A 12,657-nucleotide genomic window follows, 5' to 3' on the forward strand; every position below is an offset into this window, starting at 1 on the left:
ACATGGGGGACAATTACTGACAGCTTTATACTTATGCTTATGGCTTACGCTGAAAGAGTTCTTGATTATTACGACAACCCCAGGAATGTGGGAACGCTGGATAAAACCAGCGAGAGAGTAGGAACAGGGTTGATACATGTGCCGGAGTATATCGAAGTAGTGAAAATACAGATTGAAGTGAGCCCGGCCAGACACATTATCATGGATGCCCGCTTTAAAACCTTCGGTTGCGGCGCTGCTATTGCAGCTACCTCTATCACTACCGAATGGCTAAAGGGTAAAAGCATTGAAGAAGCCGCCCGCCTCGATCATATGGACATCGTGGAAGCGCTGAACCTTCCTCCCGCCAAGATCCATTGCACCATTCTTATCGAAGATGCTGTAAAAGCGGCCATTAACGATTACCGCCACAAGAATGGAATGGAATTGCTGAAGGAGGAGGAAGAAGAGGAAGAAGAGGCTGAGCGCGACTACGAACTGGAGGAAGAACATAATTAAATATAATTAAATGATCAATTAAGCGTTAAGAATTGACTGACTGCATAGTATTCAATTCCTGATTCCTAATTGATCATTTTTAATTATATATATTTGTGCTTTCAGTATCACTATGCTAGCAATCTTTAAAAAGGAAATACACCAGTTTTTCAGCAGCATTACCGGATATGTAGCCATTATCCTGTTCTTACTGGCCAATGGCCTGTTGCTGTTCGTTTTTCCCGATACCAGCCTGCTGGACTACGGATATGCCAATCTTGATCCGCTTTTTGAATTGGCTCCCCTGATCTATCTGCTGCTTATTCCGGCCATTACCATGCGTAGCTTCGCAGATGAGTTCAAAACCGGCACGATGGAACTATTGAGCACCAAACCTTTGGGCTGGTGGCAGATAGTTACCGGAAAATTCCTCGCCGGTCTGCTGGTAGTATTGATCTCTCTTATTCCAACCCTCGTTTACTATATTGCTATCAGGCAATTAAGTGCCGATCCCGCCAATCTTGACAACGGCGGCATGGCCGGTTCATATACGGGTTTGTTCCTGCTGGGGGCAGTATTCACCGCTATCGGGGTCTGGTCTTCTTCTCTGACCACCAACTCCGTCGTGGCCTTCCTTATCGCCATTTTTACCTGTTACATATTTTACAATGGCTTTGACGCGCTAAGCAAAGTGCCTGCCTTTACCGGTGGCGCCGATTATTATCTGCAGATGGCTGGTATCAAGTTCCACTATACCTCTATCAGCCGTGGCGTGATAGACAGCAGGGACATTGTATACTTCCTGAGCGTCATCGGTCTGATGCTCTACTTAACAAGATTATCATTACAACGCAGGATCTGGGATTAATTTAAAACACTCGTTTCGTGGCTATCAACAGAAGGAAAAAATACTTGCAGAGGGCTATTGTAGTAGTGGGTGTACTTGTGGGAATCAATGTGCTGGCAGCTTATTTTCACACCCGCTGGGACCTTACGGCAGAAAAAAGATATACACTTACTCCTGGTACCAAGCACCTGCTCCGCGGGCTGGATAGTACTGTTACCATAGAGATATTTTTGAAAGGCGATTATCCCGCCAGTTTCCGCCAGCTGGCGCAGTCCAGCCAGGAATTGCTGGAAGAATTCAGGGAATATGCCGGCCAGCGTATACAATTCTCTTTTCAGAGCCCCGGCCAGGGCCTGCCCGATTCCGCCCGTCTGGCCTTCCAGCAGTCGCTCGTTGAAAAAGGCATCATGCCTTTCAATATGCAGGTACAGGAAGACGCTAACCAGGGGTATTCTGAAAAGCTGATCTTTCCCGGCGCCCTGCTGCATTATGGTTCCAAAACCGTCGGCATCAACCTGCTGAAGAACCAGGGAGGGCTCAATCCTGAAGCCAGCATGAACAGCTCAGAATCCCTGCTGGAATACCAGTTTGCCAATGCCATTTACCAGCTGCAGCAGAAACAGCCACCATTGGTGGGCTATATGCTCGGCAACGGAGAACTGCTGGGCGCTGAAGTATATGATGCGCTCACCACCATGCAGAGTAGTTACCTGCTGGATACCCTTACGCTGCAATACATTTCCCACATCCCGCGGGAATTTAATGCGGTTGTGTTTGCAAAACCACAGACCAGGTTTACGGACGAAGATAAACTGAAGATAGACCAGTATGTAATGAATGGCGGTAAGGTGATCTGGTTCATTGACGAGCTGAATGCATCTATAGATAGTTTGAAACAGCAGGAAAGCTTTGTTGCATTTGATAAGGGACTAAACCTGGAAGACATGCTGTTCCGCTATGGTGTACGTATCAACCAGGACCTGGTGCAGGACATGCAGTGTGATTTTGTTCCACAGGTAGTAGACCGCACCGGCCAGATGCAGCCATTGGGATTCCCTTATTTCCCTTTACTGACACCTACCGGCGCTCATCCTATTGTAAAAAACCTGGACCTGGTACTGAGCCATTTTGCCAGTTCAATAGATACCGTCAAAGGTGGTAACATTAAAAAGACCGTATTGCTGACCACTTCTGCCAACAGCCGTAGTGTAAATGCACCGGTAGAAATCAGCTGGAATAGCCTACGTGTGAAGCCGAACCGCCGGGAATTTACGAAACAGCACCTGCCCGTAGCCGTCCTGCTGGAGGGCCAATTCACCTCCCTGTTCCGCAACCGCCTTGATGAAAATACGCACCAGGCCATACAGCGGGCTTCCGGACAGCCTTTTAAGAACAATAGCGATACTGTTAACAAAATGATCGTGGCAAGTGATGCAGATCTTATCACCAATGCGTTCTCTCAAAAAAGCGGCCCCCTGCAGATGGGCGTAAACCTCTACGATCAATCTATGGTATATGCCAACCGTGAATTCCTGCTTAATTCCCTGGGTTACCTGACCCACAATACCGGTATCATGGATGCCCGTAACAAGGAATTGACATTGCGCCTGCTCAACCCTGAAAAGGTTAAACAGGAGAAAAGCAAATGGCAGGCTATTTGTTTCATCGTCCCCATCGGGCTGGTTCTGTTGTTTGCCGCCATTTTCCAATTTATCAGACAAAGAAAATTTGAAGTATAACTGACTTCACAGCTGATAGTTTTTTATCTCAGGCCTGCATGGCAAGTACATGCAGCCCACCTTTACCTGTTTGTAAATAATTGATTTACAAACAATACAACGGTTATTCCGGACGTTGAAGAAGGATGATAACATATTGTAACAATCACAGCTGTAGACTATCAGCGATAGTCAGCACATACTCTTTTAACGGACACAACTATGGATTCGGGTCTATGACTATGGACTATTCCCCATATATTTGCCCAGCGATAAATTTAAAAGCGGCTACTTGAACCCCTGAAATAAAAGAGTCAACTTTTAAAATTCAATACCCGGTCAGCCGGGAACTATTAAGGGAAGTCGTGAAATGCGGGATGCTTTTCACATCAAAAATTAACCACACGTGTACAACGCAGAAAGTATCAGCAAAGTGCTGAAAGGTGAACTATTGCAACAGACGGGTAACCCGGAGATTGAACACATTTTGCTGGACAGTCGGAAACTCAGCTTTCCTGAAACATCTCTTTTTATACCATTGGTCAGCAGCAGACGCAATGCGCATCAATACATCCAGGAGCTGTATGACAAAGGCGTTTCCAATTTCATTGTAAGTGAACCTTTGCCTCAGGGCAAATTTCCTAAAGCCAATATCATTCTTGTAAAAGACACCATGCATGCGTTGCATACACTGGTGGCTTACCACCGGCAACAATTCCATATTCCGGTGATCGGTATTACCGGCAGTAACGGCAAGACCATTGTAAAGGAATGGCTGTACCAGCTGCTGGAAAAAGATTACAACATCGTTCGCAGCCCGAAAAGCTATAACTCACAGATCGGCGTTCCTTTGTCTGTATGGCAGATGAAGCCCGAACATCAGCTGGCTATTTTCGAGGCCGGCATTTCCCAGCCGGGAGAGATGGAACACCTGGAAAAGATCATCCGTCCTACCATTGGCATCTTCACCAATATCGGTGAAGCCCACAATGAAGGATTTCTGAACATCAGGCAGAAGATCAACGAGAAGCTGGTATTATTCTCCAAAAGCGAACTGCTGATCTATTGTAAAGACTATCTCGCTCTCAATGAATGTGTGCTCAACTTTCATAACCTGGTAGGTAAGAAGGAAAGCCATGAAGGAGGCTTACAGCTATTCTCCTGGTCGCGCAAAACAGAAGCAGACCTGCGTATTGTAAGCGTGAATAAAAGCGAAAACCGCTCCCATATAGAAGCCCTGTATCAGCATGAGCAGCTGCATATCAGCATTCCTTTTGTGGATGAAGGCTCGGTAGAGAATGCCATTCACTGCTGGGCGCTGATGATACACCTGGGTATGAGCCAGGAGGTCATTCAGCAGCGGATGGACCAGTTGGGCAATATTGCCATGCGCCTGGAGCTCAAACAGGGTATCAACAACTGCTCCATCATCAATGACAGCTATAACTCAGACCTGGGCTCACTGACCATAGCGCTGGAGTTCCTGCAACAACAGCAGCAACACCCCACCCGCACGGTCATCCTCAGCGATATACTGCAAAGTGGAAAAAGTGATGCGTCTCTTTATGAGGAAGTAGCCAGCCTGCTGCAGCAGAAGGGCATCAACAAGGTGATAGGTATCGGTAAAAACATCTGCAGGGAGAAAAAAAGTTTTCAGCAGATTCCCGGACTAAAGAGTAGTTTCTTTCTCACAACGGAAGAATTTATCCAGCAGTTCAACCAGCAGGATTTCCAGCATGAGACCATCTTGCTGAAGGGCGCCCGTGTGTTTGAATTCGAAAGGATCGGCAAATTGCTTGAACAAAAGGTGCATCAGACCATCCTGGAAATTAATTTAAGTGCGGTAGCACATAATGTAAAGCAATACCAATCCCGTCTGAAACCCAGTACCAAACTGATGGCGATGGTAAAGGCCTTTTCTTATGGCAGCGGAAGTTTTGAGATTGCAAATCTATTGCAGTTCCATGGCGTAGATTACCTCGCCGTTGCTTATGCTGACGAAGGAGTAGAATTAAGAAGGACAGGTATTACCATGCCGATCATGGTAATGAACCCCGAACCCGCCTCTTTCGACGCCATCCTTCAATGGAACCTGGAACCCGAAATATATTCCCTTCACCTGTTGAAGCAGTTTGAAGAAGAAGTACAGCTGGCCGGTAAAAATGGCTTCCCTGTACATATTAAGCTGGACACAGGTATGCACAGGCTTGGTTTTGAGAAGAAAGACATTCCTGAACTGGGGCGATTGCTCAATGACAATATATACCTCCGGGTAAGTTCCGTATTCAGTCATCTGGCAGCCAGTGAAAATCCGGCAATGGATGATTTCACAAAACAGCAGGGGCGCCTGTTCTTTGAAATGAGCCACGAGCTGCAGAAAGCCCTGGGTTATGCCGTGATCAGGCACATATCCAACAGCGCCGCTATAGAAAGGCATCCCGACCTGCAGCTGGATATGGTGAGGCTGGGTATCGGGATGTATGGAATTGACAGCGCCACCTCCATCCAGGAACAACTGCGCCCTGTCAGTACCCTGAAAACGACCGTAGCCCAGGTTAAACACCTGGCAGCCGGAGATACGGTAGGATACGGCGCTAAATGGGTAGCTAAAGGCCCCTCAGTTACAGCTACCGTGCGCATTGGCTATGCAGATGGCTATCCCCGTCGTCTGAGCAATGGGAAAGGAAAAATGCTGGTGCGTGGTCAATTGGCCCCTGTGGCAGGCATTGTGGCCATGGACATGCTGATGCTGGACGTGACCCACATCCCTGATGTAACAGAAGGGGACGAAGTGATCGTATTTGGCAGCGAATTGCCCGTTCAGCAGGTAGCAGCATGGGCCGAAACCATTCCTTACGAAATATTAACAGGAATTTCGCAGCGAGTGAAGCGTGTATATTTCGAGGAATGACCGGAAATTCCGATTTTGCACATTATTATTATTTTTGATAAAATTTTTACCCTTTGAAATATCGTCACGTAATTTGGATTGTTGTCTTAGTGCTGGTGGTGGATCAGGCCCTGAAGTTCTGGATAAAGACACACATGAACTTTAGCCAGGAATTCATCATTTTTCCTAACTGGTTCCGTATTCACTTCACTGAGAACCCTGGTATGGCCTATGGGCTGGAGCTGGGAGGAGAATGGGGCAAAGTGTTACTGACGCTTTTCCGCCTGGCGGCCGTAGTAATAGGTTTTAAGTACATGAAAACGCTGGTAAAACAGCATCATCATACAGGTTTACTGGTATGCGGCGCCCTTATTCTGGCAGGTGCTGCCGGCAACCTGATAGACAGCATGTTCTACGGACTGATATTTTCAGAGACCAATTTTTATGATGTGGCTACCTTCCTGCCAAAAGGCGGTGGTTATGCCGGTTTCCTTCATGGAAAAGTGGTAGATATGCTCTACTTTCCGGTTTACCGTGGTTACCTTCCAACCTGGATACCATTCAAGGGAGGCGAATATTTCGTGTTCTTTAACCCGATCTTCAATATTGCGGATGCTGCCATTTCCGTGGGCGTGATCACCATCCTGGTATTCCAGAAACGTTTTTTTCACAAGCACAACGAAAAGCAATCGACTGAAAAAGAACCAGTTGCAGTAACAAAATAAGTTTTTAAGATACTTTTTAAAGCGGTTTCGTCCAGGACGAGACCGCTTTTTTTTGCCCATTCCTTTGAAAAATTAATTTGCCGTATTACATTTGTCTACAAATCCGATAGACTAATAGTTATAATGAAGGGATGATTTAATATTCACCACCAATTAAATACGCAATGAACGCTTCTTTACGATGTTGCTGAGCACTGAAAACAGCTTTTCCCCGACAAACCTGTAATGGCATCTGCCAAAATCGTTTTCATTCACAAGACCAATTTATTTATCAATAAACTATAGTTATGTCCGCAAAAAGACACACTATCTATACAGCATTTTTTTGGCTGCTGACATTATTACTACCTATACTGGCCCAGGCTCAGCTGAATGGATCTTATATTCTCAGCGGCAGGATCACCGGCGACAAAGGCGAAGCACTGGTGGGCGCTACAGTCCAGATCAAGGGAACTTCTTTCGGCGCCACGACGGATACTACCGGCCGCTTCGAAATCACCACGAACGCCAAATTCCCCTTAAAACTGCAGGTACGCCTGCTGGGTTATCAAACGCAGGAATTTGACGTAAAGAACAGCAACAGCCGCTTACAGTTCCAGCTGGTAACACAATCGCTGCTGGTAAATGAAGTGGTGGTATCGGCTTCCCGTCAGCAGGAAAAGCTGATGAGATCTCCGGTGGCCATCGAAAAACTGGACGTTAAAGCCCTGAAGGAAACACCGGCAGCTTCCTTTTATGATGCCATCGGCAACCTGAAAGGGGTTCAGATGACTACCGCTGGTCTGACCTTCAAAGTTTTCAATACACGTGGCTTCAACGTACCCAATAACTTTCGCTTTATGCAGCTGATAGATGGTGTGGACAACCAGGCAGCCACACTGGGTGTGCCCCTTGGAAACGCTATCGGGCCCACAGAGCTGGACATCCTGAGTATCGAGGTAACGCCTGGCGCTTCTTCCGCGCTGTATGGTATGAACGCCCTGAACGGGATGTCTAACCTCATCACAAAAAATCCTTTCCAATACCAGGGTATCAGTGTATACCAGAAAGTAGCCTTCAACCACTTTGACGGCAACGGCAGTTCTCCGAAACCGATCTCTGAAACCTCCGTGCGTTATGCACAGGCGCTGAGTAAAAAGCTGGCTTTCAAAGTAAACTTCTCTTATATGCAGGGTACCGACTGGTATGCAGACAGCCATAATGATTTCAATCCGGGAAGCAAGGCTAACCCTGACTTCCCGCAACTGACCGGTGCAAACAACCCTGCATATGATGCATGGAACAAGTATGCAGACCAGAGTACATTCCCTATCACCGACAAATTCGGTAAATCCTATAACGTGTCCCGCACCGGCTACTGGGAAAAAGACCTGGTAGGCGATTATACCGTAAAGAACCTGAAATTTGACGGAGCCCTGCACTATAAGATCAGTCCTAAAGTAGAAGCATCCTATACCTATCGTGTAGGTAAAATGGATGGTTTCTTTCAGCGTGGTAACCGTATCGGGCTGAAAAATGTAGTAGTGCAGAATCATAAGATCGAAGTAGTAGGACCGGATTTTACACTGCGCTCTTACGTTTCACTTGAAAACACAGGAGATTCCTACAATATGAACCCCCTGGCGGATAACCTGGAAAAGTCTTTCAAGACAGATAAAAAATGGCAGGCCGATTATACGACTGCATTAAATAACGCATTAGATGCCACCGGCAGCAATATCGCAGAAGCGCACAAAGCTGCACGCGCAGCTGCTGATGCAGGCCGCTGGACGCCTGGTACAGCCGCTTTTGACGCACAGGTAGCTAAGATCAAGAGCATTAATGACTGGGATATTTATCCTGTTTCCAAAGACAGTACCAACAAAAGCGGTGGCGCTGCGCTGCTTCAGATGAGCCGTTTCTATCATGCAGAAGGCACCTGGAACCTGCGTAAATACATCCACTTTATGGATGTGCTGGTAGGCGCTGATTACCGTACTTACGAGATCATCCCGGATGGCAACAACTTCGTGGACCTGACCAAGCCATTAGACAAGCGTAATACGCCCGGTGGTAAGAACATCTGGTACGGTAAGGCTGGTGGCTTCGTACAGGGTAGTAAAGTTTTCCTGCATGATCAGCTGAAACTGACAGCATCCCTTCGCTTTGACAAGAGCCAGGAGTTCTCAGGCAAGTTCAATCCGCGTGTAGCCGCAGTATATACGACGCCCAATCAACGTCATAACTTCCGGGCTTCCTGGCAGAACGGGTTCCGTTTCCCATCCCTGTTTGAGGCTTATTCTTTCGTAAATAACGGTGGTGTAAGACGTGTAGGTGGCCTGGCATTTATTGAAGAAGGCCTGGGGTATTTCAAGAACTCTTACCTTACTTCCAGCGCTACTGCATTTACGACAGCGGTGAACAAAGCTACCAATGCCGATCCTACCCTTAGCAGGGACGAAGCCGAACAACGGAATGCAAACGTGCTGAAAGTGGCCAACCTGGATGCCATAAGACCTGAGCAGATCCAGTCGTTCGAAGCAGGTTACAAGAGCGTACTGTTTGACAATAAAGTATTTATTGACATCGACGGTTATTACAACACCTACAAGAACTTCATCGGCCAGGTGGAAGTAGCAGTACCAAAAACCGGTAACGTGAACAATCCTACACAGGAAGTCCTGAACCAGATGTATGATAAACAGTACCAGAATCGTTATCGCGTATGGACAAACAGTAAATCCACTGTACAGAATTATGGTTTCGCACTGGGTGTTACATACAATTTCCTGAAGACATTCACCATCAGCGGTAACGCTAACTACAATGCCCTTGCGCAGGACAAGACCAAAGACGATGCTTTGATCCCCGGTTTTAATACGCCTAAATGGTTCACCAATGTGAGCTTTGGTAACAGGCGTGTGTTGCCGAACCTGGGCTTCAACGTAGTATGGCACTGGCAGGAAACATTCTACTGGCAGAACCTGTTCGGTAATGGAGATGTGCCAGCTTACAGCACTGTAGATGCACAGGTGACCTATAGTTTGCCTAAACTGCATACTTCTATAAAACTGGGAGGTTCTAATATTCTCAACACTTCCTACTTCCAGTATGTAGGCGGTCCGACCATCAAAGGCTTGTATTACGTCGCATTCACATATGATCTGCCTTTCAGTAAGTAAGGCATCAGCATAATTCAGCAACCCGCCGGCAGCAAACCATTTGCCCGGCGGGTTTTCTTTTTTATTCCGGGGGATTGATCTGTCCCCGCCATCTGCGTTTCGCCTCATTCACCGAATATTCAGCACATTTTAATCTCCTGCATTTGGATATCCGGCGATTTCGACCTACCTTAGTCTATAACATCTATAGACTATATAACTGAAGTAATACATGCCGCACAACGAGGAGATAGACCAACTTGAAAAAAAGTACGCTACAGTAGAACGTCAGGAGATACTGATTGACCTTGTCAATGAGGAGAACCAACGTAAACCTTTATTGTGGCTGCTTATCGGCATTATTGCCGTTGCAGTAGTGGCCGGGATAGGTATCTTATCCTACTACAATACATCCGAGGCCACACATACAAAGGTTTTCGAGTTCACACAATCCCTTTTTACAAAGGAGCTGTTATTTTACATTCTGGTAGGTCTGGCAGCACAGACGGTAGACGGGGCCCTGGGCATGGCTTATGGCGCAACTTCTTCCTCGTTGTTGCTGGGATTGGGCATTCCTCCCTCTATTGCCAGTGCCAGCGTGCATGTGGCGGAGGTGTTCACTACGGGTGCATCCGGTATTTCCCACTTCCGCTTTGGCAATGTAAATAAGAAACTATTTCTCTATCTGCTGATACCCGGCATAATAGGCGCTATCAGTGGTTCATTCCTGCTATCCAGGATGAACGCCATCTCCGAATCTGTACCCTGGTTATCTTACTTTAAGGAAGATAATATCAAACCTTTCATCAGCGCATATCTGCTCATTTTGGGCGTTATTGTGCTGCGGAAAGCATTCCTGCCTAAAAAAGCAAAAAGTAAAACCAAACGTCTGGGTTCCCTGGCTTTCTTTGGTGGTTTTATGGATTCCTTTGGTGGCGGCGGCTGGGGCCCGATCGTGACATCCACCTTGCTGAGCAAAGGCCGTACCGCGCATTATACCATTGGTTCTGTGAATGCAGCAGAATTCTTTATCTCCCTTTCCAGCGCAAGTACCTTCCTCATTTTTGGCGCTATTGCCGGCTGGCCTGTTATTATTGGGCTGATCATTGGCGGGGTGATTGCGTCTCCTTTTGCAGCACTTCTTGTGAGAAGGCTTAAACGTAAACCACTGATGATCATGGTGGGTACGCTTATCATACTTTTAAGCCTGCGTACAATTATCCTGACGCTTCTTCATTGACATAAACCGGCTTCCGGTTAAACGTAAACGGGTATCTGTTAATACAGATACCCGTTTACTATTTTATGGTTAAAGCAATTGCTTATTTGATCTCGCCCACCATATCGATCGGGTTTACCCATGCATCAAATTCTTCTGGTTTTACATAACCCAGTTTCACTGCCATTTCTTTCAGTGTAGTACCTTCTTTATGGGCTGTCTGCGCGATCTCTGCCGCCTTGTAGTAACCGATCTTCGTATTCAGTGCAGTTACCAGCATCAGGGAGTTGTCTACATGCTTTTTGATGTTTGCTTCTATTGGTTCGATACCTACAGCACATTTATCATTGAAGCTTACACAGCCGTCGCCGATGAGACGTGCAGAGTGCAGGAAGTTGTAGATCATTACCGGCTTGAACACATTCAGTTCGAAATGACCGGTAGCGCCACCGATGTTGATAGCCACATCATTTCCTAATACCTGTGCAGCGATCATCGTCAACGCTTCACACTGGGTAGGGTTTACCTTACCTGGCATGATGGAAGAACCTGGCTCATTGTCAGGAATATGGATCTCACCGATACCGGAGCGTGGGCCGGAGCTCAGCATACGGATATCGTTGGCGATCTTCATCAGGCTCACTGCTACGGTCTTTAGTGCACCGTGTGCTTCTACAATTGCATCGTGTGCAGCCAGTGCCTCGAATTTATTTTCAGCAGTCACGAATGGTAAACCAGTCAGCGTAGCAATGTGTTTCGCTACATTTTCAGAATAACCTTTTGGCGTGTTGATACCAGTACCTACGGCAGTACCACCCAGGGCCAGTTCGCTCAGGTGGGCAAGGGTGTTCTTAATAGCTTTCAGGCCGTGGTTCAGCTGGGACACATATCCGCTGATTTCCTGGCCCAATGTGAGAGGCGTAGCATCCATGAAGTGGGTACGACCGATCTTCACTATATTTTTGAAAGCCTGCGCTTTTGCTGCCAGTGTATCTCTCAGTTTTTCGATACCAGGAATAGTGGTTTCGATCAACATCTTGTATGCAGCAATGTGCATGGCAGTTGGGAAAGTATCGTTGGATGATTGTGATTTATTCACATCGTCATTCGGATGTATCACTTTATCTTTATCGGAGAGTTTGCCACCGTTGATCACATGTGCACGGTAAGCAATCACTTCGTTTACGTTCATATTTGACTGTGTACCGGAACCGGTCTGCCATACTACCAGCGGGAACTGATCGTCCAGTTTTCCGGCCAGTATTTCATCACAAGCCTGTGCAATCAGGTTTGCTTTCTCCTGAGATAGTGTACCAGCATCGAGGTTGGTCAGTGCTGCTGCTTTCTTCAGGTAGGCAAACGCCTGGATAATTTCCTTCGGCATCCTGTTAATATCCTGAGCAATCTTGAAATTGTCGATAGAACGTTGAGTTTGAGCACCATAGTAAGCATCTACAGGTACTTTCACTTCGCCCATCGTGTCTTTCTCTATTCTATATTCCATATGCTTGATTTTTTGCGGTACAAACGTACATATGAATTATGAATTATCAATTACGAAATACTAATTCAATGCCGTTAATGGAAAGATAAACCCGGGCTCCTTTCCGGAGCCTTGTCTTCCCTGTTGTGTATGTCCTG

General features: G+C 46.7%; 8 protein-coding genes. 7 read left to right on the top strand and 1 reads right to left on the bottom strand.

Features of this window, described 5'->3' with window-relative positions:
* The first annotated feature begins 39 nt into the window (after positions 1 to 39).
* From MYF79_RS01225 to MYF79_RS01255, 7 genes are all read left to right on the top strand, one after another.
* Complete coding sequence (locus MYF79_RS01225) at positions 40 to 498, top strand: iron-sulfur cluster assembly scaffold protein (protein WP_247812169.1); 459 nt, start codon at positions 40 to 42, stop codon at positions 496 to 498.
* A gap of 112 nt (positions 499 to 610) precedes the next feature.
* Positions 611 to 1,345, top strand: a complete 735-nt coding sequence (gene gldF / locus MYF79_RS01230; protein WP_247812170.1) for a gliding motility-associated ABC transporter permease subunit GldF — start codon at positions 611 to 613, stop codon at positions 1,343 to 1,345.
* Positions 1,346 to 1,362: 17 nt separating this feature from the next.
* On the top strand, positions 1,363 to 3,063 hold the full coding sequence (gene gldG, locus MYF79_RS01235) for a gliding motility-associated ABC transporter substrate-binding protein GldG (RefSeq protein WP_247812171.1): 1,701 nt from the start codon (positions 1,363 to 1,365) through the stop codon (positions 3,061 to 3,063).
* 385 nt (positions 3,064 to 3,448) lie between these two features.
* Positions 3,449 to 5,953, top strand: coding sequence for a bifunctional UDP-N-acetylmuramoyl-tripeptide:D-alanyl-D-alanine ligase/alanine racemase (locus MYF79_RS01240; protein ID WP_247812172.1), 2,505 nt, complete (start codon positions 3,449 to 3,451; stop codon positions 5,951 to 5,953).
* 53 nt (positions 5,954 to 6,006) lie between these two features.
* Entirely contained in the window at positions 6,007 to 6,657 is a 651-nt protein-coding gene (locus MYF79_RS01245) for a lipoprotein signal peptidase (protein WP_247812173.1), read from the top strand.
* Between the two features lie 287 nt (positions 6,658 to 6,944).
* Positions 6,945 to 9,818 (top strand): TonB-dependent receptor, encoded by a 2,874-nt coding sequence (locus MYF79_RS01250; RefSeq protein WP_247812174.1) that lies wholly within the window; start codon positions 6,945 to 6,947, stop codon positions 9,816 to 9,818.
* Positions 9,819 to 10,029: 211 nt separating this feature from the next.
* Entirely contained in the window at positions 10,030 to 11,037 is a 1,008-nt protein-coding gene (locus MYF79_RS01255) for a sulfite exporter TauE/SafE family protein (protein ID WP_247812175.1), read from the top strand.
* A gap of 82 nt (positions 11,038 to 11,119) precedes the next feature.
* Here the strand turns inward: MYF79_RS01255 and fumC are convergent, their stop codons facing one another.
* A complete protein-coding gene (gene fumC, locus MYF79_RS01260; RefSeq protein WP_247812177.1) occupies positions 11,120 to 12,520 on the bottom strand; it encodes a class II fumarate hydratase in 1,401 nt (466 codons plus the stop codon).
* Positions 12,521 to 12,657 lie beyond the last annotated feature (137 nt).

It is taken from the genome of Chitinophaga filiformis (assembly GCF_023100805.1).
GTDB lineage: Bacteria > Bacteroidota > Bacteroidia > Chitinophagales > Chitinophagaceae > Chitinophaga > Chitinophaga filiformis_B.

Excerpts from the sequence above, each read along its gene's own strand:
- MYF79_RS01225 (WP_247812169.1), top strand. The coding sequence starts at position 40 with ATGGCTTACGCTGAAAGAGTTCTTGATTATTACGACAACCCCAGGAAT.
- gldF (WP_247812170.1), top strand. The coding sequence starts at position 611 with ATGCTAGCAATCTTTAAAAAGGAAATACACCAGTTTTTCAGCAGCATT.
- MYF79_RS01250 (WP_247812174.1), top strand. The coding sequence starts at position 6,945 with ATGTCCGCAAAAAGACACACTATCTATACAGCATTTTTTTGGCTGCTG.
- MYF79_RS01255 (WP_247812175.1), top strand. The coding sequence starts at position 10,030 with ATGCCGCACAACGAGGAGATAGACCAACTTGAAAAAAAGTACGCTACA.
- fumC (WP_247812177.1), bottom strand. The coding sequence starts at position 12,520 with ATGGAATATAGAATAGAGAAAGACACGATGGGCGAAGTGAAAGTACCT.